The organism is Rhodanobacter thiooxydans (assembly GCF_021545845.1).
Lineage (GTDB): Bacteria > Pseudomonadota > Gammaproteobacteria > Xanthomonadales > Rhodanobacteraceae > Rhodanobacter.
This window is the reverse complement of the sequence record NZ_CP088923.1, coordinates 1579782-1601761: the sequence shown is the minus strand read 5'-3', so window position 1 is coordinate 1601761 and position 21980 is coordinate 1579782. Positions and strand designations below refer to the sequence as shown.

18 protein-coding genes are annotated in these 21980 nt (G+C 69.9%); 10 read left to right on the top strand and 8 right to left on the bottom strand.

Annotated features, from left to right (window positions below; all coding sequences use genetic code 11):
* The first annotated feature begins 180 nt into the window (after positions 1-180).
* Complete coding sequence (gene rapA, locus LRK53_RS07105) at positions 181-3021, top strand: RNA polymerase-associated protein RapA (RefSeq protein ID WP_235642589.1); 2841 nt, start codon at positions 181-183, stop codon at positions 3019-3021.
* Between the two features lie 51 nt (positions 3022-3072).
* Here the strand turns inward: rapA and LRK53_RS07100 are convergent, their stop codons facing one another.
* The 5 genes from LRK53_RS07100 to LRK53_RS07080 form a co-directional block, all read right to left on the bottom strand.
* The gene (locus tag LRK53_RS07100; protein WP_027493568.1) at positions 3073-4428 is read right to left on the bottom strand and encodes an amino acid permease; all 1356 of its coding nucleotides are present in this window, start codon (positions 4426-4428) and stop codon (positions 3073-3075) included.
* Positions 4429-4453: 25 nt separating this feature from the next.
* Positions 4454-5071: a rhomboid family intramembrane serine protease gene (locus tag LRK53_RS07095; protein ID WP_027493569.1), complete on the bottom strand. Its 618-nt coding sequence runs from the start codon at positions 5069-5071 to the stop codon at positions 4454-4456.
* 134 nt (positions 5072-5205) lie between these two features.
* Entirely contained in the window at positions 5206-5886 is a 681-nt protein-coding gene (locus LRK53_RS07090) for a C40 family peptidase (protein ID WP_027493570.1), read from the bottom strand.
* A 183-nt stretch (positions 5887-6069) separates the two neighbouring features.
* The gene (locus tag LRK53_RS07085) at positions 6070-6801 is read right to left on the bottom strand and encodes a YggS family pyridoxal phosphate-dependent enzyme (protein WP_027493571.1); all 732 of its coding nucleotides are present in this window, start codon (positions 6799-6801) and stop codon (positions 6070-6072) included.
* Positions 6802-6969: 168 nt separating this feature from the next.
* A complete protein-coding gene (locus LRK53_RS07080) occupies positions 6970-8394 on the bottom strand; it encodes a M20 family metallopeptidase (protein ID WP_027493572.1) in 1425 nt (474 codons plus the stop codon).
* Positions 8395-8598: 204 nt separating this feature from the next.
* Here LRK53_RS07080 and LRK53_RS07075 point away from each other — a divergent pair, with 204 nt between their 5' ends.
* The 3 genes from LRK53_RS07075 (at position 8599) to LRK53_RS07065 (ending at position 10073) form a co-directional block, all read left to right on the top strand.
* Positions 8599-8952 carry a ComEA family DNA-binding protein gene (locus LRK53_RS07075; RefSeq protein ID WP_027493573.1) on the top strand — a complete coding sequence of 118 codons (354 nt, stop codon included), beginning with the start codon at positions 8599-8601 and terminating at the stop codon, positions 8950-8952.
* A 102-nt stretch (positions 8953-9054) separates the two neighbouring features.
* On the top strand, positions 9055-9528 hold the full coding sequence (locus tag LRK53_RS07070; RefSeq protein ID WP_027493574.1) for an SET domain-containing protein-lysine N-methyltransferase: 474 nt from the start codon (positions 9055-9057) through the stop codon (positions 9526-9528).
* A 5-nt stretch (positions 9529-9533) separates the two neighbouring features.
* A complete protein-coding gene (locus tag LRK53_RS07065; RefSeq protein ID WP_027493575.1) occupies positions 9534-10073 on the top strand; it encodes a GNAT family N-acetyltransferase in 540 nt (179 codons plus the stop codon).
* 42 nt (positions 10074-10115) lie between these two features.
* Here LRK53_RS07065 and LRK53_RS07060 read toward each other — a convergent pair whose 3' ends face one another.
* The 3 genes from LRK53_RS07060 to LRK53_RS07050 form a co-directional block, all read right to left on the bottom strand.
* Positions 10116-11036, bottom strand: a complete 921-nt coding sequence (locus tag LRK53_RS07060) for a hypothetical protein (RefSeq protein ID WP_027493576.1) — start codon at positions 11034-11036, stop codon at positions 10116-10118.
* Positions 11036-13258, bottom strand: a complete 2223-nt coding sequence (locus LRK53_RS07055; RefSeq protein WP_235642588.1) for a M1 family metallopeptidase — start codon at positions 13256-13258, stop codon at positions 11036-11038. The genes LRK53_RS07060 and LRK53_RS07055 overlap by 1 nt, the downstream gene beginning before the upstream one ends.
* 62 nt (positions 13259-13320) lie before the next feature.
* The gene (locus tag LRK53_RS07050) at positions 13321-15003 is read right to left on the bottom strand and encodes a flavodoxin domain-containing protein (RefSeq protein WP_027493577.1); all 1683 of its coding nucleotides are present in this window, start codon (positions 15001-15003) and stop codon (positions 13321-13323) included.
* Positions 15004-15240: 237 nt separating this feature from the next.
* Between LRK53_RS07050 and LRK53_RS07045 the strand changes: the two genes are divergently transcribed.
* From LRK53_RS07045 to LRK53_RS07020, 6 genes are all read left to right on the top strand, one after another.
* The gene (locus LRK53_RS07045; protein ID WP_027493578.1) at positions 15241-15930 is read left to right on the top strand and encodes a response regulator; all 690 of its coding nucleotides are present in this window, start codon (positions 15241-15243) and stop codon (positions 15928-15930) included.
* Positions 15927-17342 carry a sensor histidine kinase gene (locus LRK53_RS07040; protein ID WP_235642587.1) on the top strand — a complete coding sequence of 472 codons (1416 nt, stop codon included), beginning with the start codon at positions 15927-15929 and terminating at the stop codon, positions 17340-17342. Before LRK53_RS07045 ends, LRK53_RS07040 begins: the two co-directional genes overlap by 4 nt.
* Before the next feature lie 219 nt (positions 17343-17561).
* Positions 17562-18950 carry a TolC family protein gene (locus LRK53_RS07035; RefSeq protein ID WP_235642586.1) on the top strand — a complete coding sequence of 463 codons (1389 nt, stop codon included), beginning with the start codon at positions 17562-17564 and terminating at the stop codon, positions 18948-18950.
* A gap of 136 nt (positions 18951-19086) precedes the next feature.
* Entirely contained in the window at positions 19087-20217 is a 1131-nt protein-coding gene (locus LRK53_RS07030) for an ABC transporter permease (RefSeq protein WP_027493580.1), read from the top strand.
* Between the two features lie 5 nt (positions 20218-20222).
* Positions 20223-20972 (top strand): ABC transporter ATP-binding protein, encoded by a 750-nt coding sequence (locus LRK53_RS07025; protein WP_027493581.1) that lies wholly within the window; start codon positions 20223-20225, stop codon positions 20970-20972.
* Entirely contained in the window at positions 20969-21937 is a 969-nt protein-coding gene (locus tag LRK53_RS07020; RefSeq protein ID WP_027493582.1) for an efflux RND transporter periplasmic adaptor subunit, read from the top strand. The genes LRK53_RS07025 and LRK53_RS07020 overlap by 4 nt, the downstream gene beginning before the upstream one ends.
* Positions 21938-21980: the final 43 nt, after the last annotated feature.

Here is a 21980-nt window from a genome sequence, read left to right as displayed (position 1 = left end):
CCGCGCTTCTGCGCGGCGTTTTTGTTTCCGTCGCCCGCGCACGCCGGGGTCAGATCGCACCGATGCCGGCGGCCGGCCGCCGCACGCTGCCCCGAAACCGTACGCGGCCGCGCCGCGGCGGTTCCCAGCACGGGCCGTGGAGCGGATAATCGTCGGCCCTTGATGCCGCACGGTCGCCCCATGTTCGTCCCTGGTCAACGCTGGATCTCCTCCGCCGAACCCGAGCTTGGCCTCGGCACCGTGCTGCGCGTCGAGGGACGCGGCGTGCAGGTGCTGTTCGCCAAGGCCGGGGTGCTGCGCCCGTATGCGGTCGATTCAGCGCCGCTGCTGCGCGCCGAGTTCCGCGCCGGCCAGCGCGTCGCCGGCAAGGGCATCGCATTCCTGGTCGAGCGCGTCGAGATCAAGGACGACCTGCTGATCTACCGCGGCGAAGGCCGCGAGCTGCACGAGGGCCAGCTCGACGACGAGCAGAGCGTGAGCCAGGCCGACGACCGCCTGGTCGGCGGTCGCACCGATGCCGTGGCGCAGTTCGAGCTGCGCCTGGAAGGCCTGCAACGGCGTGCCGAGGCACGCCGTTCGCCGATGTGGGGCCTGGGCGCCGCGCGCATCGGGCTGGTGCCGCACCAGCTGCGCGTGGCGGGCATCGCTTCGGCGCGCCGACCGCCGCGCGTGCTGCTGGCCGACGAGGTGGGCCTGGGCAAGACCATCGAGGCCGGCATGATCATCGCGCGCCAGCTCGCCACCGGCCGCGCCTCGCGCGTGCTGCTGCTGTTGCCCGACACCCTGGTCTACCAGTGGTTCGTGGAGATGTTGCGCCGCTTCAACCTGAGCTTCGCGATCTACGACGAAGAACGCTGCGAGGCGCTGGAACAATCCGGCGACGCCGGCAACCCGTTCGAGGACGAGCAACTGGTGATCGCCGACTTCGGCTTCCTGGAAAGCTCGCCGAAGTACGCGCGGCAATTGCTCGACGCGCCGTGGGATCTGCTGGTGGTGGACGAGGCGCACCACCTGGCGTGGTCGCCGGAAGCGGCCAGCCCGCGCTACACGATGGTGGAGCAACTGGCCGCGGCGATCCCCGGCGTGATCCTGCTCACCGCCACCCCGGAACAGCTCGGCCGCAGCGGCCACTTCGCCCGCCTGCGCCTGCTCGACCCGCAGCGCTACGGCAACCTGGAAAGCTACCTGGCCGAGGCCGACCGCTACCTGGCGCTGTCGAAGATCGCCGACCGCCTGCTCGATGGCCAACCGCTCGACGACGCGCAACGCGCTGCCCTAGCCGAGGCCTTCCACGGCGACGCCGTGCTCACCGCGCGGCTGGCCGAACCGACTCGGCCGGACAACGCGCGCGAGCTGCTGGCCGCGCTGATCGACCGCCACGGCACCGGCCGCGCGATGTTCCGCAACAACCGCGCCGGCGTCGGCGGCTTCCCGCAGCGCCGGCCTGAATGGCATCTGCTGCCGGCCAATGCGGTCGACGACAGCACGCGCCAGGCGCTGCTGGCCGAGTTCCACGCCGACATCCAGCAGCCGCCGGCGCTGATCGAGGTCGATTACGCCGCCGACCCGCGCATCGACGCCCTGGTCGCCCTGCTCGACGCGCATCCGCAGGACAAGTTCCTGCTGATCTGCCGCAGCCAGGCCAAGGTGCTGGCGCTGGAGGAAGCGCTGCGCACCAAGAGCGGCGCCGGCGTGGCGCGTTTCCACGAAGGCCTCAGCATCGTGCAGCGCGACCGCAACGCCGCGTACTTCGCCCAGCCCGACGGCGCGCGATTGCTGCTGTGCTCGGAGATCGGCTCGGAGGGGCGCAACTTCCAGTTCGCGCACCGGCTGGTGTTGTGGGACCTGCCGCTGGACCCCGACCTGCTGGAACAGCGCATCGGCCGGCTCGACCGCATCGGCCAGAAGCACGACATCGACATCCACATCCTCGCCGTGGCCGACAGCGCCCAGCACGTGCTCGCGCGCTGGTACGGCGAGGGCATCGACGCGTTCCGCCTCAGTCCGGCCGACGGCCGCGAGCTGCTGCGCCGCTACGGCGAGCCGCTGACCCGGCTGGCCGACGAGCACGCCCGCGGCGACGACAACCGCGACCAGGAACTGGACGCGCTGCTGGCCGAGACCCGCGCCAGCCACGAGCAGCTGGCCGTGCTGATCCGCGGCGGCCGCGACCACTTGCTGGAGCTGGCCGCCAGCCGCGACCTGCACGCCGACGAGCTGCAGCAGGCGTTCGCCCGCGAGGACCGCGACTCCACCCGCGACGCCTTCGTGCAACGCCTGCTGGAGGCGTTCGGCATCCATGCCGAGGAACTCGGCGGCCAGGTGCTGCTGCTCGACCCGCAGTACCTGTCCACCGACGCCCTGCCCGGCTTCGCCGAGGGCCCGCAGTCGGTGACCTTCGCGCGCGCGGTGGCGCTGGCGCGCGAGGACCTGCCGCTGCTGCGGCTGGATCATCCGCTCGTCGCCGGCGCGCTGGACCTGGCGCTGTCCGGCGAACAGGGCAACGCCGCGTTCATGGTCGACGACGTGCTGCCACCGCGCACCGCGCTGCTGCAGGCGGTGTTCCTGCTCGAATGCGTAGCCGATCGGAAACTCGACGCCGAACGCTTCCTGCCGGTGCTGCCGATCGCCGTCACCGTCGACACCCGGCTGGCCGAGCGCGCCGACTTCGCGCCGAGCGAAATCGCCCTGCGCAAGGCCGGCGATCGCAACATCGAGGTGGCGCGCTACCGCAAATTCCTCGGCAAGCTGGTGCCGCCGATGCTGGAACGCGCCGAGGCGCTGGCCGGCGCACGCGGGCAGGCGCGCATCGACGAGGCGGTAGGCCTGGCCACCACGGCGCTGGATGCGGAGTTGTCGCGGCTGCGCGCGCTGCGCGCGGTGAACCGATCGGTAAGCGAGGCGGGGATCGCCGCCGTCGCCGCCGAGCGCACCTCCCTGCTGGCCGCGCTGCCGCAGTCGCGGCTGCGGCTGGACGCGGTGCGCTTCGTGGTCAGCGCGGACTTCCTGGCGCTGCGCTGAGGCCCGGCTTGCCCGCGTGCGGGGAAGCCCCGCGGCGACGTTCCGCCCGACTCAGGCCTGCGCCACGCGCATGCGCCGCTCGATACCGAAGCCGTAATAGGCCACGGTGAGCAGCGCCAGCCACGCCACGCCCACGTAGATCGCCACGCGGGTGTCGGGGCTCCAGCCCAGCATCACCCACACGAACAGCAGGAAGGCCAGGCACAGCACGCTGGACAGCGGCCACAAGCGCAGGCGGAAGCCGAGCGGCTGCACCTGCCGGCGGCGGAAGTTCCAGTGCGCCACCAGCACCATGCCCCAGGTCCACACCGTATTGAAGGCGAGGATCGACATCATCATGCCGAAGATGCGCCCCGGCACCAGGTAGTTCATCAGCACGCCGAACAGCAGGAAGGCCATGGTCACCAGCACCCCGCGCATCGGCACGCCGTGCCCGCTCAGGCGACCCATCGCCGCTGGCGCCTGACCCTTGTCGGCGAGGCTGTGCAGCATGCGGCTGCCGCTGAAGGTGGTGGAGTTGAAGCTGGACAGCGCCGCGGTGATCACCACGAAGTTGATCAGCCCCGCCGCACTGGGGATGCCCAGCCGCGCGAAGGTGGTGACGAACGGGCTGCTGTTGGCGTCCAGCGCGTTCCACGGGTAGATCGCCATGATCACGAACAGCGAACCGATGTAGAAGATCAGGATGCGCCAGATCACCGAGTTCACTGCGCGCGGAATGGTGCGCTCCGGCTGCGCGGCTTCCGCCGCCGCCATGCCGATGGTCTCGATGCCGCCGAAGGAGAACACCAGCACCGGCAGCGCCAGCACCATGCCGGTGAGGCCGTTGGGGAACCAGCCGCCGTGCGTCCACAGGTTGCTGAGGCCGATCGGCTTGCCGCCATTGCCCCAGCCCAGCCAGATCATCGCGCACCCGCCGGCGATCATCGCCACCACGGTGAGCACCTTGATCAGCGAGAACCAAAACTCCAGTTCGCCGTAGATTTTCACTGCCAAGAGGTTCAGCCCGCCGATCATCGCCACGCTGGCGAACGCCCAGATCCATTGCGGCGTGTCGGGGAACCAGGTCTTCATGTAGATGCCCACCGCCGTGCTCTCGGCGATGCCCACGCCCATCATCAGGATCCAGTAGTTCCAGCCGGTGATGTAGCCCGCCAGCGGCCCCACGTACTTGTGCGCATAGGTGCTGAAGGAACCGGCGATGGGTTCGTGCGCGGCCATTTCGCCCAGCGCGCGCATGATGATGAAGATCATCGTGCCGCCGAACGCGTAGGCGATGAGCACCGAGGGCCCGGCGAGCTTGATCGTGCTGGCCGAACCGAGGAACAGCCCGGCGCCGATGCACATGCCCAGCGCCATGAAGGTGATGTGTCGCGGGGTCAGCTGGCGCTGCAGGACTGGGCTCATGAAGGGTTCAGCGGCGTGGAAACGTTCAGCGTAGCAGACGCCGACGCGGCTTCCACGGCAGCCGGCCGCGCCAGTACTGGATCAGCACCAGTCCGCCGAGCATGCCGCCCAGATGGGCGAAATGGGCCACGCCCGGCTCGATCCCGGTCACGCCCATGGTCAGCTCGGCGGCGGCGTAGAGGATCACGAACAGCCACGCCGATATCGGGATCGGCAGGAAGATCAGCATCACCTTTTCGTGCGGGTAGAGCATGCCGAACGCCAGCAGCAGGCCGAAGATCGCGCCGGACGCGCCCAGCGTGGGGCCGTACTGCGCCGGCGGGAAGAACCACAGCACCGCCAGCTGCAGCAGCGAGGCGACGATCGCGCAGGTGAAGTAGTAGATGGTGAACTCGCGCGCGCCGAAGGTGCGCTCGATGGTGCCGCCGAACATGTACAGCGCGAGCATGTTGAACGCGATGTGGGTGATGCCGCCATGCATGAACGCGCTGGTGACGATCTGCCAGACTGCGAACAGGCCGGAGCCGAGCGGCCACAGCGCAAAATGCAGCAGCAGGAACTGGCCCGCCACGTATTGCAGGAAGAACACCGCCACATTGGCAATCAGCAGGTTGCGGGTGACGGGCGGCAGGTCGACAGGCATCGGGCGGTTTCCGTGGAATCAGGGCGCAGCATAGCTGCCCGCCAGCTGACCGCGGCCGGCGGCGATCGTTCAGCCATGGCGGCAGCAAAAAGCCGCCTTGCGGCGGCTCGGCGAAGCACCGGCGACGACCGGCATCAACCCTTGGCAGCCACCTGCGCCATCGCTTCCGGACGCTTGGCGCCGGCGAAGCGCTTGGCCCAATAGCCCTCGTTGAGGCTGGAGATCTCCACCGACTTGCCACTGGCCGGCGAATGGATGAAGCGGCCGTTCGAGATGTAGATGCCCACGTGCGAAATGTGCCGCTTGCCATGGGTACGGAAGAACACCAGGTCGCCCGGCTGCATGTCGGCGCGGTTGACCTTCAGGCCGGCCAGGAACTGCGACGCGGAGTTGTGCGGCAGCTGCATGCCGACCGCGTGGGCGAACACGTAGCGGACAAAGCCGCTGCAATCGAAGCCGGTGGAGGGGTCGCGGCCGCCGCGCACGTAGCGCGTGTCGCGCAGTTTCATCGCCATCGCGATCAGCGACTTGCGCAGGTCGGTGATGTCCGCCGTGGCAGCGTCCTGCTCATCCGCGGCAGCATCGGCAAGCGGCTGCGCCGGCGCCAGCATCGAGGCGGCATCCGGGACCACCGACCGCGCCAGCGCAGTCGCCGGGTCGAGGACTGGCAGTTGGACCAGCAGGGGTGAATCGAAGCGACCGGCCGGCGTGCTGCCGGTGGCAGGTGAAGCGGGGAGGCTCTTGGCTTGAAGCGGGCCGGATGCCAGCAGCACGAAGACGAGCGAGGCGGCGGCGGTCAGTGGCTTGATGGGCATGCCGGAAAAAATCCCTTGCTGTTCACAAGATTGGCCGCCCAGCAGAAGCCGACGACGTAACGAAGTGGTGAACTTAACAAGAAGAGGGTGCCCAGATGTTGGATCGAGGTTAACTGAACCCTGTCGTTTCAAAAAGCGGCGACCCTGTGCACATTTCATCCAGCTCATTGATCCAGCTTCATTTTACGTGTTACCTGCCGGCTCCGGCCAGTAATACGAGTCCGGATACGGCCGGTTGCCGAAGATCGCCGTGCCGATCCGCAGCTCGGTTGCGCCCTCGACCACGGCGAGCGGGAAATCGCCGCTCATGCCCATGGAAAGCCGGGGAATGTCATGGCCCTGCGCGATGGCCTGGTCGCGCAGTTCGCGCAGCCGGCGGAAGCAGCCACGCACCTCGACCGCTTCGTTCGAGTGGATCGCCAGGGTCATCAGGCCGCGCACGCGCAGGGTGTCGTAGCCGCGCAGGGTGTCCAGGAAGATCGGCAGCTGCTCAGGCGGCAGCCCGTACTTGCTGGGCTCGGAGGAGGTCTTCACCTGCACCAGCACGTCGATCGCGCGGCCCTCGTGCTGCAGCCGCCGGTCCAGCGCCTCGGCCAGTTCCAGCCGGTCCAGCGACTGCACTTCGCTGGCCAGCTGCGCCACGTCTTTCGCCTTGTTGCTCTGCAGGTGACCGATCATCACCCAGTCGATGCCGCAGTCCGCCAGCAGTGGCGCCTTGTCGCGGATCTCCTGCACCTTGTTCTCGCCGAAGCGGCGCATGCCCAGCGCCACCGCGGCGCGGATCAGCTCCGGGCCGAAAGTCTTGCTGACCGGCAGGATGGTCACCTCGGCAGGGTCGCGGCCGGCCTCACGGCAAGCCTCGTCCACCCGGCGGCGGATGTCGGACCAGTTGGCGGCGAGGTGGGATGCGTCCATGTGAAAAGCCTCTGGCGGTCACCTCCTCTACCCTTTGGGGAGAGGATTGAGGTGATGGGCGGGTGCTCGCAGAAAAATCGGCACCGAAGCGCAGCGTCTTTGACAACGCGCCGCAAGACCAGCCCCTCATCCGGGCCCTCTCCCCGCAGGAGAGAGGGAGCAAAACGTTCAGCTCTTGGCGCCCTGCTCGAAGTGCTTCGCCACCACCTCGGCCACCACCATGCTGACCTTCTTGCCGGTGGGGATGTGCAGGAACTCGTTCGGGCCGTGCGCGTTGGAATGCGGGCCGAGCACGCCGGTGATCAGGAACTGCGCCTTGGGGAACTTCTCGCCCAGCATGCCCATGAACGGGATGCTGCCGCCCTCGCCCATGTAGGTGGCCGGCGCGCCGAAATGGTTCTGCGAGGCATCGCTGACCGCCCGCTCCAGCCACGGCGACAGCGCCGGCGCGTTCCAGCCTGAGCCGTCCTTTTCCAGCGTGAAGCTGACCTTGGCGCCGTACGGCGGGTCCTTCTCCAGCAGCTGCTTGACGAACTCGCCGGCCTTGGCGCCGTCCAGCGTAGGCGGCACGCGCAGGCTCAGCTTCACCGCGGTGAACGGGCGCAGCACGTTGCCCGCGCTTTCCAGCGGCGGGATGCCGCCGATGCCGGTGACCGCCAGCTGCGGGCGCCAGGTGCGGTTGAGCACCAGCTCGGCCAGGTTCTTGGTGACCGGCTGCATGCCTTCGGTCCAGGGGAACTTGCTGTAGATGTCCTCGCCCAGCACTTCGGCCGAGAGTTTGGCCTGGTCGATGCGCTGCTGCGGGATGTCGACGTACAGCTCCTTCGGCTTGATCGCGCCGGTGGTCGGATCTTCCAGCCGCGACAGCAGCTCGCGCAGGATGCGGAAGCTGGACGGCACCACGCCGGAGGCGTCGCCCGAGTGCACGCCCTCCTCCAGCACCTGCACGCTGAGGTTGCCGCCGGTCATGCCGCGCAAGGACGTGGTCAGCCACAGCTGGTCGTAATTGCCGCAGCCGGAATCCAGGCACACCATCAGCGAGGGGCTGCCGATGCGTGCGGCCAGGTGGTCGACGTAGAACGGCAGGTCGTAGCTGCCCGATTCCTCGCAGGCCTCGATCATCACCACGCAGCGCGCATGCGGAATGCCCTGCTCGTGCAGCGCCAGCAAGGCCGCCAGCGAGCCGAAGATCGCGTAGCCGTCGTCGGCGCCGCCGCGGCCGTACAGCCTGTCGCCCTTGAGCACCGGCGTCCACGGGCCGAGGCCTTCGGTCCAGCCGGTCATCTCCGGCTGCTTGTCCAAGTGACCGTACAGCATCACGGTGTCGTCGCCGGTGCCCGGCACCTCGATATAGATGAGTGGCGTGCGCCCTTCCAGCCGCACCACTTCCAGCGTGGCGCCCGGCAGCTGGCTCAGCTTGGAGCGCGCCCAGGTTTCCATCAGCCTCACTGCCGCGTCCATGTAGCCGTGCGCCACCCAGTCCTGGTCGAACATCGGCGACTTGTTGGGAATACGGATGTATTCGACCAGCTGCGGCACGATCTCGTCGTCCCACAGGCCGCTGACGTAGCGGGAAAGGCGGGCAGTATCCATGGCTCACTCCATCAGGCAGACAAGAGCGGCATTGTAACAGCGCGCTTCCGGCATACCGACACGGAAGCGGAAGCCGCCCACAGCCGAAAGCGCCCACTGCGCACGCCAACCCTGCAGCGGCCCCCACTGCGCCGCCTCGCGTCGCGGCGCGATAGTGCGCCGGCGGCCGCGGATGCCGCACTCATCGTCCAAGGAGAAAAGGCCATGTTCAACAAACTCGTCGCTGCCGCTCTCGCGTTCGCTCTCGCCGTGCCCGGGCTGCTGCTGGCCGCCACGCCGGTCAACATCAACCAGGCCGATGCGGCGGCCATCGCCAAGTCGCTGGACGGCATCGGTCCGGCCAAGGCCGAGGCCATCGTGGCCTGGCGCGAAGCCCACGGCCCGTTCAAGAAGGCCGACGACCTGAAGCACGTCAAGGGCATCGGCAAGGCCACCATCGAGCGCAACCGCGCCGCCATCCTGCTTGCCGACGATGGCTCCGCCGCCCCTGCCACCGCCGCCAAGAAATTGCACCGGAGCAAGAAGGCCGCCATGACCGAGGCCACCGCCGAGGAATAGGCCGCGACCAAGATTCCCGCCAACCGGGAACCGGTGGCGCGGCCCACGGCGGGCCGCGCCGCTTGCGTTACACTCGCGCGCCCCTTCCGCCGCCGTGCCGCCATGATTTTGCCGCGCTACCACATCGCCGCTTCCGCCATCCACGGCGCGGGCAACGGCCTGTTCCTCGACGAAGCCGTGGCGGCGGGACGCATCATCACCGCGCCAGACGGCATCGAGCAGACCTTCCGCTACGCCGACATCATGGCCTCGCCGCCGCTGCGCGCGCAGTTCCATGCCAGCGCGCGCTGGTTCGAGGACCGCTACACGCTGTCGCCGGACTGGCCGGACGAGTGCTACATCAACCACAGCTTCACGCCGAACGGGCTGTGGCACCTGGGTTTCGTGTTCGCGCTGGCCGACCTGGCCGCCGGCAGCGAGATCACCGTGGACTACCGCCACCTGCTGCCGCCTGGCCAGGCCGAGGATTTTGTCGATGCGGTCACCGGTGAGACAATCACCGGGTTGACCTGGCAGCAGAGCCTCGCCGACAGCACCCGTGTCCTGGCTGAACTGCTGGCCGCCGCCCACCGCTGATCGTGATGTTCGACATTCCCACCATTGAAACGGCGCGCCTGCGCCTCACCGCGCTCACCGAGCGGCACTTCGACGACTACGCCGCGATGCTGGCCGACCCGGACAGCACGCGCTGGATCGGCGATGGCGAGCCGCTGGACCGCACCAACGCCTGGCGCTCGCTGGCCATGCTGCTGGGCCACTGGCAATTGCGCGGCTTCGGCATGTGGGCGCTGGAACTGAAGTCCACCGGCGAATTCATCGGCCGCGCCGGCCTGATGTACCCCGACGGCTGGCCCGACCTGGAAATGGGCTGGATGCTCAAGCCCGGGCACCGCCACCACGGCTACGCCACCGAGGCGGGCAACGCCGTGCTCGACTTCGCCTGGAACCAGTTGCACGCCCAGCGCGTGATCAGCCTGGTGCGGGTCGGCAACGAAGCCTCCGACCGGGTCGCTGCGCGACTCGGCGGCGAACACATCGAGGACATGGACTTCTACGGCAGCCACAGCCACGTGTTCGCCTACTACCCGCCGCACCGCGAGCACCGCCGCGCCTACGGCTGAACCGCCGCCCGCCAGCGTGCGCCGGCCGGACGACGAAGAACCCTACAGCGCCTGCGGCAGACCGCCGCCACGCCGCGACGACGACAGCGAACGCGCCACCTCGGCCAGCGCGTACACCCGGGCCATGCGCACCCAGCCCAGCACCAGCACCACCAGTTGCGTCAGCAACATGGCCAGCAGCAGGCCGCTGGTGCCGAGCGCCGGGGTGTGCAGGCGGCCCACGCCGAGCGCCAATGCCAGCGCATAGCCGATCACGCTGATCAGCACGTAGCTGAGCAGCGTGCTGAATGGCCGGCGCAGCAGCTGCATGAAGCCTCGACCAAAGGCGCGGGTGGCTGAGCGCAGGTTGCCGTCCGCGATGAACGCGGCGCGTCCCGACTCCACCATGGCCTGCGCCAGCACGAACAGCACGCCGGCAACCAACAGCGCCAGGTGCGATGCGCGGTCGGCCTGCGCTTGCAGCACCGCCTTGCCGCCGACGCCATCGGCCATGTGCAACGCAACGCCGATCAGCCCGCCCATCACCGCATACGGCACGACCGACCACAGCATCAGGCGGAACATGCGGCCGTACTCGACGATGCCGCACTGGAGCAGATGACCGAAGCCCAGCGTACGACGGGCGCGCCCGCCGCCGACCAGCATGCCGTTGAGGAACGGCGACAGCAGCAGGGTCAGCAGCAGGCCGAGGATCGCCACGCCGCCAAGCCAGCCGCTGTCGTTCCTGAGCACCGACACGGTGTCGCCAAACATCAGCGGACTGAACTGCACGGCCCAGGCCGGCGCCTGCACCGAATGGTCGAGCAGCCCGCTCAGGCTGCGCCACAACGGCAGGCTGACCACCGCGGTCGGCAGCAGCAGCAACAGTGTCCACAGCAGCAGCAGGCGCCACTGCATGGCGATCAGCGGCGCACGCATCACGGCGCCAAGATCGACCCGACGGGAAGCATGTTTGCCCATCATCACAGCGACCCCATCAAGGCGTAAAAGACCTGCAGCAAGGACGCGGCATCGGCGCTCCAGCGGCGCGAGGCGCTGCCATCGGCCATGGTCGTACGGCTGTCGTTGAGCTTGTTCGTATCCAGCAGGATCTTCTGCTCGGGATCGAGCGCGGCCGAGACCGCCTTGGCCGGCCGGGTGAAATCGAAGCGGGCCCAGCGGCGGCCGTCGTTCCAGCGCACGTCCTCATGGCTGCCGTCGGCGAACTTCACCCGCAACAGCTGCGGCACCGGCGCGCCGTCGCGGCGCACGGTGATGGTGCTGTGCCACGGGAACGGCCCGCTGCCCGGCTTCGCGTCCGGATGGGCATGGTCCCAATCCTTGCGCTGCTTGTCGGCCTGTTTATCCAGGGCGTCGCCGTCGAGCTCGCTGCGCTTGCCGTCCTTCAGCGTGCTGCCGGCCAGCGGCAGCACTTCGGCGGTGTCGATGCTGGCCACCCGATCGTCGATCTGCGCCGTGCCGTAGACGTACTGGTCGAAGATCGCATCGACCGCCTGCGGCTTGCCGGAGACCTCGGCCAGGGTGGCGCGCAAGTCGGCCACCGACGGATGGCGGAAGCGCCAGCGCCGGTAATACTCGTGCATCGCGCGCTCCAGCACCGGCTTGCCCAGGCGCTCCTCCAGATCGTGCATGGCGGTGGCGGTGCGTGCGTAGACCGTGCCGTAGCTGCTGCTGGACAGGCGGTTCCACGCATTCGCGCCCAGCGGATCGGGCGGCTGGCGCAGGCCGGCGATCATGCGCTCTAAGACGAACGGCGGAATCGTCGGCGCGATGCCGAGACGTTTCGTCCAGCCGCTGGCCGCCACGATGTCCTGGCCGCGCGCGCGCAGCATGCGGTCGTCCCAGTATTCGTTCATGCCCTCGTCGAGCATCGGCTCCTCGAACTCGTTCGAGGCCAGGATGCCGTAGAAGTAGCCGTGGCCGAACTCGTGGATGGTGACGAAGTCGAGCGCGTACTGGGTGAGCGTGCCCGGCTCGACCTTGGCGTAGCCGTCGGCGGTGAAGAAGGTCGGGTATTCCATGCCGCCCGCCTCCGACGCGTTGTACGGCGGCACCACCGCCGTCACCGTCTGGTACGGGTAGGCGCCCAGCGAGTTCGAGAAGTAGGTCAGCGAATCGGTGGTGGCCTTGAGCACCGGCGCGGCGCTGGCGGCGTATTCCTCGGGATAGATCACCCGCACGTCGACCTTCGGGCTGCCCGGCCCCTGCCACGTGCCGTCCAGCGTCTTGTAGCCCTTGGCGGCGACCCAGGCGAAATCGTGCACGTCGCCCTGCACGTAGTGGTAGGTGCTCTTGCCGTTCGCCGTCTCGGGCGGCCCCTGCCGCTTGCCGACCGCACCCACGGTGTAGTCACTGGGCACGGTGAGGCGCACGTCGTACAGACCGAAGTCGGCGTAGAACTCGCTGTTGAAGTGGAACTCGTGCACGTTCCAGCGTGGCGCGCTGGCGCCGCGCTCGCCGGCCAGCTCCAGCACGCCGATCTTCGGGAACCACTGCGCCACCAAGTTGAAGTCGCCCCACCAGCCGGTGCGCTCGACCACCCGCGGCAACTGACTGAGGAAGTCGATGTCCAGGGTCAGCGTGCCGCCGGCCGGCACCGGCTCGGCCAGGTCGATCCGCGCCACGGTCTGGTCGCTGGCCGGACCGCCGTCGGGCTGCACGAAGCGCCACTTCAGCGCGGCGTCGCCCTGCTTCACCTGTTTCAGCTCGATCCAGCCCCACTCGCCCTTCTTCAGCACTGCCGCGCCGCGCGAACTGCCGTGCGCGGTCAGCACCTTGCGTTCGGTGAACCAGGTGCTGCCTTCGTTCTGGAACGCGTTGAGGTACAGGTGAAAGTAGACCTTGCTCAGCGGGCGGTCGCTGCGGTTGCGCCAGGTCATGTGCTGCTGGCCGCTTACCGTGTGCTTCGCCGCGTCAAGCGTGGCGTCGATGCGATAGCTCACCACGCGGTCGGACAGCATCGGCTCGTTGCCGCTGCGCTCGCCGCCCCAGGCGTTCGCGGCGCTGGGCACACTGACCGCGGCGGCATCGGCGGCTGCGAAGGGAATGTCGGGAAGCGCCACGCTGACCGCCCTGGCCGGCGCCGCGGTCGATGCCGCCGGAGCAACCTGCTGCGCCATCGCCAGCCACGGCCACAACGCGGCCACGGCGCACAGGCGCCCCCATTTGCGTACGCTTCGCCGCATTCCGTCACCCCCCTGGGCAATCCCCGCAGAGTGCACCCAAGCAGCCAGGTCATGCAATGGACTCAGTAGACGTCGCGCCGGTAGCGCCCCTGCGCACGCAACTGCCCGACCTCCGCATCGCCCAGCACGTCGCGCAATACCGCATCGACACCCGGCGCCAGGCCGTCGAGGCTGCCGCACACGTAGATCGCCGCGCCGGCGTCGACCCAGCGCCGCAGTTCACCGGCCGCCTCGCGCAGCCGCTGCTGCACGTGGATGCGCTCGGCCTGGTCGCGCGACCAGGCAAAATCGGTGCGTTCGATCCAGCCGCCCGCCAGCCAGCGCTCGATCTCCTCGCGATAGAAGCCATCGTGCGCCGCATGCCGCTCGCCGAACAGCAGCCAGTTGCGCCGATGGCCGGCGGCGATGCGTGCCTTCAGCAGCGCGCGCAACGCCGCCAGCCCAGTGCCGTTGCCGATCAGGATCAGCGGCCGCGCATCCCGCGGCAGATGGAAATTGGGGTTGCCGCGCACGCGCAGGGCCACCGGCGCCCCAATCGACGCATGCGCGGTCAGCCAGCCGGAGCCGAGGCCGAGGTAGCCGCCGCGGCCGCGCATCTGGCGCACCAGCAGGTGGATCGCGCCGTCGCCCGGCAGCGAGGCGATCGAGTATTCGCGGTGCGGCAGCCGCTGCAGCCTCGCCGCCACGGTCTGTTCGTCCAACCCGTCGATCTCGCCGGCTTCAGGCAGGCGGCAACGCGCCAGCCATCCGGCCAGCGGCAGGCGCTCCCTGCCGAACGCCACCGACACACGGCCATCCAGCCCGCTGGCCGCCAGCCAGGCCGCCACCTTTTCCGGCGCATGACAGGGGCCGATCTCGACCAGGTCGCCGGCCTGCCAGTCTGCAAGGCCCTCAAGCGGCTGCAGCTCGAGATGGAAGCAGGCTTCGCCCACGCTGCCGGGATTGAGCAGGCGCCGTTCGGCCAGCCGCCAGCGCTGGTACTTCGGCGCCTGCCAGTCCGGCAGGTCGCTGACGCCGGTGAGCATCGCCAGGTGGTGTTGCCAGTGGCGCAGGCTGGCCTCGTCTTCGCTGTCCACCTCCACCGGATCGAACAGCGCCCGCGCACCGCTGGCCTCGAGCCAGCGCTGCAGCTGCCGGCCGAAGCCGCAGAAGTCCTCGTAGTCGCTGTCGCCCAGCGCGAGCAGGCCGTAGCGCAGCCCGTCCAGCGGCGCCGGCTGCCGCATGGCCAGGCGGCTGAACGCCTGCGCCATGTCCGGCGGTTCGCCATCGCCGGTGGTACTGGCCACGAACAGCACGCGACCGGCACGACGCAACTCATCGGGCGTTACGCCGTCGAGGCCATGCAAACGCGCCGGCACGCCAGCAGCCTGCAGACTCTGCAAGGTCTGCCGCGCGAGTTGTTCGGCGAAGCCGGTCTGGCTGGCGTAGACCACCTGCACGCCGACCCCGGCCTGCGCCGCGCCGGCTGTTGCCCCGGCCACCGCCGTGGCCGGATCGCGGGTGGTGGCGGTATCGGCCACCACCCGCGGCTTGCGCGGCGCCGGCACGCGCCGCAGGCGCCACCAGCCGAACAGCCCCAGCCACGCCGCCAGCAGCAGCGCCGAGCCGAGCCAGCCCAGCGCCTGCGGACTGCGCGCATCGGCGTGCCGCAGGAGCAGCGCCGCCGAGAGCAGCGCCAGCCCGGTCGGCAGGATCGCGTTGCCGATAACCGCGCGCCATGTCGTCGTCGCGCCGTGCCTGCTCATCGTGGCGGCTCCGGCAATCTGGTGGATGATGACGGCTGACCCATGCTTGTCCATGATTCGCATAGACGCGCCAGCCGGGGAACCGCCGCCGGTACATGGTGGTCTCGATGGGCGCAAACTCCGCAGTCACGGCCTGCGCCGGCGACCATTAGACCGCAGACAAGAATCAATCTCAACAAATCGACCCACCGGGCCTGGCATTCAGCCAGCTCCGTGCATTACAGGAGCACCCAGCGCATGCGCATTCTTCTGGCCGAGGACGACCCCGCCATCGCCGACGGCCTCTGTGCCTCGTTGCGCCACGGCGGCCATGCGGTGGACCACGCCTCCCGCGGCAATCTCGCCGACGCCGCGCTGCGCGATCACGACTACGACCTGCTGGTGCTGGACCTGGGCCTGCCCGCCCTGGACGGCACCGAGGTATTGCGCCGCCTGCGCCAGCGCGGCACCGGCATGCCGGTGCTGGTGGTGACCGCCCGCGAAGGCCTGGCCGAACGCATCCGCGTGCTCGATCTAGGCGCCGACGACTACCTGGTGAAGCCCTTCGCCCTGGCCGAGTTCGAGGCCCGCGTGCGGGCACTGCTGCGCCGGGCCAACAGCCAGGGCAAGCCGGAGCTGCAACTGGGCCGGTTGCGGCTGGATCTGCCGGGGCATCGCGCCTGGATCGGCCAGACGCCGCTGGAACTGACCGCGCGCGAGTTCGGCCTGCTCGAGGCGCTGGCCACGCGGGTCGATCGCGTCACCAGTCGCGCCCAGCTGGTGGCGGCGCTGTGCGACTGGGACCAGGAGCTGACCGACAACGGCCTGGACATCGCCATCCACCGGCTGCGCCGCAAGCTGCAAGGCAGCGGCACCGGCGTACGCACCATCCGCGGCCTCGGCTATCTGCTGGAAGAAACCGACGACAGCGGGAACGGCCAGGCATGAACCCGCCGCGCACGCGCCAGCTGCGGCCCAGCCTGCGCCGACGCCTCCTGCTGGCCCTGCTGGTGCCGGTCGGCGTGCTGCTGCTGCTGGATGCGCTGCTGACCTATGGCGTGGCGCTGGGCTACGCCAACCGGGTGCACGATCGCGACCTGAGCAATGATGCCGTGACCCTGGCCACCATGGTCGGCAACGAGCAGTTCGGCAGCGACGTGGCCCCACAGGCACGCTTCCTGCTCGAATACGACCCGGAAGGCCGTGGCTATTTCAACGTGAGCAGCGCCCGGCACGGCCTGCTGGCCGGCAACGAAAGACTGCCGGAACCGCCGCAGGCGCCTGCCATCGGCGCCGCGCCGACGCTCTACGACCTGCAGATGGAGAAACACACCCTGCGCGCGGCGACGGTGCGCGTCGCGATGCGCAGTGAACCCGGCGACAGCCTGGTCGTCACCGTTGCCGAGACGCTGCACGACCGCCACCAGCAGGCACGCGAAATCCTGCTGCTGGCGATCGTGATGCAGGCCCTGCTGATCGCCTGCGTGCTTTCGCTGGTCTGGTTCGGCGTGGGCCGCGGCCTGCGCGTGCTCGACCCGCTGACCGCCCGGCTCGCCGCGCGCAACAACGAACTCACGCCGATCGACGGCCCCGACGTACCGCTGGAGATCCGGCCACTGACACGGACCATCGACGCGCTGTTTGCCCGTCTGCGCGGCATGCTGACCCTGCACGACCGCTTCATCGCCGATGCCGCGCACCAGTTGCGCACGCCGCTGACCGGGTTGAGCCTGCACGTCGAACACGCCATCGCCAACCCGCAGCCGGAAACGGTGGCCGACGCCCTGCTCCACATCCAGCGGCTGGTGCGCCGCGCCGCGCGCACGTCCGCACAACTGCTGGCGCTGACGCGCGCGCAGGCGCCCTCGCTGGAAACCGGCGAGTGCGCCCTGCTCGATCTCGCCCGCTTCATTCCCGAGGCGGTCGCCGACCGCGTGCACGAGGCAATCCGGGCTGGCGTGGATCTGGGCTACGAAGGCAGCGGCCAGCCGCTGTTCGTGCTGGGCGACGCCGCCAGCCTGCTGGACCTGCTGGACAACCTGATCGACAACGCCGTGCGTTATGCCGGCCGCGGCAGCGCCGTCACCGTGAGGCTGGCGGTACGCGCCGATGGTGGCGCCAGCCTCAGCGTCGAGGACAACGGCCCCGGCGTCCCGGCCGAGCTGCTGCCGCGGCTGAGCGAGCGTTTCTTCCGCGTCGCCGGCAACAACGAGGAAGGCAGCGGGCTGGGGCTGGCGATCGTCCAGCGCATCGCCGAGCGGCATCATGCCGAGGTGGTTTATCGGCCCGGCGAGCCGCGCGGCCTGTGTGTGGAGGTCCGGTTCCCCGCCGCGCCAAGCGGCTCCGACCGGCCGGCATGAAGGTGGCCGGCGCCAGCCCGCTGCGTGCCTGCAGCCCGGCCACGCCGCCACCATCAGCATGAAGAAGGATTCTTCCGCCATAATGGCGGGCCACGACCGTCCCTCCACGCCGACCCTGATATCCGGCCCGATCATGCTTCCGAGAACATACACGCTGTGCCACTTCGACTGAGCAAGGCAACCGCGAACCACGGGTGGCGCACCTGCCTGCTTGTCGCCATGCTCTGCGGGCTGGCCGGCTGCGCCGCCCCGCTGCCCAAACTGGCGCCGCCGGTACCTGCGCAATGGCGGCATGCGGTCACGGCGGATCCGGCCCCGCCGACCGACCTGCACGGCTGGTGGCACGCCTTCGCCGACCCCGACCTCGATGCGCTGGTCGACCGCGCGCTGGCCCACAACCTCGACGTGGCGCAGGCGGTCGAGCGGTTGCGCGCCGTGCGCAGCCTGTACAAACGCGCCCACGCCCGCTATCTGCCGGAACTGCACGCGCGCACCCACGACTCGATCGATCCGGATGCCAGCGCCTCGTACCTCGTGGCCGGCTTCGATGCCAGTTGGGAACTTGGCCTGTTCGGCCGCGCCGAGGGCACCCGGCGCGAATCGCAGGGCGCGCTGGATGCCGGTGTGGCCGACCTGCAAGCCGCGCGGGTCAGCCTGGTCGCCGAAGTGGTGCGCGAGTGGATCGGCCTGCGCACCGCGCAGCAGCAGGAACAGCTGCTGCAGCAGATCAGCCAGCAGCGCAGGCAGGCGTGGGAACTGCAGCAGACACGCCAGCGCCTGCTGCTGGCGGCCCCCGGCGCCGTGGACCAGGCGCAGGCCGCCTGGGCACGGGCCGAAGCCGCGCTGGCAGCGCCGCGCCAGGCCGCCGACGCCAGCGCGCAGCGGCTGGCCGTCCTGCTCGGACAGAACCACCCCGACCCGGCGTGGCTGCAGGCGGGTACGCCGCCGGAGCTGGGCGCCTGGCGACTCGACGGCACGCCGGCCGAGCTGCTGCGCACGCGGCCGGAAATCGCCCGCGCCGAGGCGGACGTGCTGCGCAGTGCCGGCGACCTGGCGCTGGCCCACGCCGAGCTGTTTCCCAACATCGGCCTCGGCGCCTCGATGGTCTGGGCCACCGACATCAACAACAACCGCCGCTTCTCCACCACCCCGAACGCCATCAACTCGCTGGGTCCGGTGATCGACATCCCGCTGTTCGACTGGGGCATGCGGCTGGCCGCCAAGCACGCCAGGGACCATGAACTGAAAGCCAGCGTGCTGGCCTACCGACAAGCCGTGCTGCAGGGCGTGGCCGAGGTGGAAACCGCGCTGGGCGGCCTGGAGCAGCAGCGTCGGCGCGAGCAGCAGGAAACTCTGGCGTGGCAGGCGCTACAACGCGCCGACCAGGCCGTGCAGGTGCGTAACAAGCTGCAACTGGACAGCCCGCTCGATCGCACCGAAAGCTGGATCGCCGCCGAGCAGGCCGCGCTCGAACTAGCCGACGCGCGCGCCGCGCACAGCCTCGCCTACGTGGCGCTGTTCAAAGCGCTGGGCGGCGCGCCGCGGCCCGCGCCGGAAACGGCACAGGCCGCGACGGCGCCCGACGCCGCCGACGGAGCGCCGCACTGATGGCAACCTCGAACCACTTCGTCCCCCCGACGAAAGCCGGGGTCCAGCGCCGTCAGGCCACTGCTGGCAGAAGCCTGTGGATTCCTGCTTTCGCGGGAATGACGGCAAACGGAGCAGCTTTTCGGGGTTGCCGCTGATGGTGGCCCTGGCGCGCAAGACGCTGGTCTACGAATGGCGGCGCTTCCTGCCGGCGATGCTGGCGGTCGGCTTCGCCGGCCTGCTGCAGCTGCTGCAGATCGCGCTGGTGCTGGGCATCTTCGGCAGCACCAGCCTCTACATCACCGGCTCGTCGGCCGACGTATGGGTCGGCTACCCCGGCACGCAGAGCGTGAGCCTGGGCCGCACGATCGACGCCGACGTGGAGTCGCGCCTGCTGATGGACCCGGCAGTGCAGCAGGTCGAGCCGTACCTGTGGGTCGACGGCGACTGGCGCGGGCCGCGCGAAACCGGCGGCGTCTCGGTGTTCGTCTCCGGCATCGATCCGGCCGCCGACGCGCTGATGTTCTCCAAGGTGCTGGCCCCGGCGCTGCGCCGGCGGCTGGCCGAACCGGATGCGATCGTGATCGACCGCTCCGCCATGGACCAGCTCGGCGTGGGCATCGGCCAGACCGCCACCATCAACGGTCACCAGGTACGCGTGGTCGGCATCAGCCGCGGCCTGCGCGCGCTCGGCGGGGTCAACGTGCTGTGCTCGCTGGACACCGCGCGCCGGCTGGACAACGACCCGGCCGACCTCGGGCCGACCTACCTGGTGGCGAAACTGCGCGACCCGACCCAGGCCGACGCCGTGGCGATGCGCCTGCGCGGCGACACCGCCTTCGGCCCGTATACCGCATGGAGCGCCGCCGATTTCGCCAACATCTCGGTGCGCTACTGGTTGTTCGACACCGGCGCCGGCGCTGGCGTGCTGTTCCTGGCCGGCATCGTGTTCCTGGTCGGCGCGGCGATCACCAGCCAGACCCTGATCGCCGCGGTGAACGGCTCGGTGCGCGAGTACGCCACCCTCAACGCACTCGGCGTGGGCGTGGGCGCGCTGCGCAAGGTGGTGCTGGAACAGGCGTTCTGGGTCGGCGCGCTGGGCCTGCTCGGGGCCAGCGCGCTGGGCATCCTGCTGATGCTGCTGGCGCGCAGCCAGGACGTGCCGGTGGTGCTGAACGTACCGGCTGCGCTGGCCTGCATCCTGCTGGTGATGGGTCTGGCGGCGGTCTCCGGCCTGGCCGCGATGCGCAGCCTGCGCCGCGCCGATCCCGCGACCTTGCTGAGGTAGCCGCGATGCCTGTCCACGCCATCGAGCCGGCACGCACGCCGGCGCTGCAGGCCGAGAACGTCAGCAAGGCGTTCATCTCCGGCCACCAGAGCACGCAGGTGCTGAACAACTTCTCGCTGAGCATCGACGCCGGCGAACTGACCCTGATCTCCGGCCCGTCCGGCTGCGGCAAGAGCACCCTGCTGGCGATCCTCAGCGGCCTGCAGAAGGTCGATGCCGGCCGCGTGCTGGCGCTGGGCAGTGAGCTGGGCCAGCTCGACATGCGCGCGCTGGAACGCTTCCGCCTGCAGCACACCGGCTTCGTGTTCCAGGGCTTCAACCTGTTCCCCGCGCTCTCCGCGTTCGAGCAGGTCGAGCTGCCGTTGAACCACATGGGTCTGTCGCGCGAGGAGGCGTGCCGGCGCACGCAACAGTCGCTGGAGGAGGTCGGCCTGGCGCACCGCATGCGGCTGCGCCCGTCGGAGCTGTCCGGCGGCGAAAAACAGCGCGTGGCGATCGCCCGCGCGCTGGCCAAGCAGCCCGAGCTGTTGTTCGCCGACGAACCGACCAGCGCGCTGGATGCCGCCAACGGCCAGATCATCATCGACATCCTGCACCGCATCGCCCATACCCACGGCACTACCGTGCTGTGCGTCAGCCATGACCCGCGCCTGGTCGCCCACGCCGACCGTGTGCTGGCGATGGAGGATGGCCGCATACTCAGTGACCGGCGCAACCACGGCGCGGTCATCGACAGCAAGGAAAACCCCGCATGAAGCTGCCCGCCTTCCACCCATCATGGCGCACGCACGCGGCGCGCCTGCTCCGCCGCGGCGGCCTCGCGCTGGCCGTCGCGGCGCTGCTGCCGGCCTGCTCGCCCGCGGGCCCGGCACCGGCCGACACCGGCGCCAAGCCCGCGGCCGCCTACGTCGCCGTCGCGCGCGGCAGGGTCGACATCGAAGGCGGCCTGCTGAACCTGGCCATGCCGCGCGAAGGCACGCTGGCCACGGTTGCCGTGCACGAGGGCGACCGCGTCAAGCAAGGCCAGTTGCTGGCGGCGCTGGATACCGAGCCGGCCAGGCTGGCGGTCGAGGCGGCGCAGGCGCAACAGGAGCAGGCGCAGGCCCAGCTGAAGCTGCTCGGGATCAAGCAGGCCGCGGCGCAGCAGCGCGCCCAACGCCTCGCCGCCGCCGCCGCCGCCGGCGCCGGCGACGGCCAGAGCGCCGACGATGCGCGCGAGGCGGCCGCGCAGATCGACGCCGAGCAGCAGGCGGCCCGCGCCGCCTTGGGCATGGCCGGCCAGAAGCTGGACGAGGCCCGCTACGAGCTGAAGCAGCGCAGCCTGGTTGCGCCGTTCGACGCCGACGTGGTGCGGGTGTCGGGCCAGCGTGGCACCAGCGTGTCGCCCGCATCCGGGCCGTTGTTCGTGCTGTTGCCGCGGAAGCCGCGGATCGTGCGCGCCGAGCTCAACGACAGCTTCGCCGCGGCGGTCCACCCGGGCATGCCGGCCGAAGTGGTGGCCGAAGGCGGCGAGCATGTCCGCTGGACCGCGCACGTGCTGCGCATTGGCAAGGTCTACAGCCCAGCCACGATGGAGAACGACCCGCAGATACGCGCCAACGCGCGCACGGTGGAGTGCGTGCTGGCGTTCGACCAGCCCGACGCCGAACCGGTGCGCAACCTGCGCATCGGCCAGCGCGTGACGGTGCGCTTCGGCGCCGACGGCGCGCCGAAAGACTGAGGAAACCGCCCGCTGCGATCATTCCGCGCATGAAAATTGACGC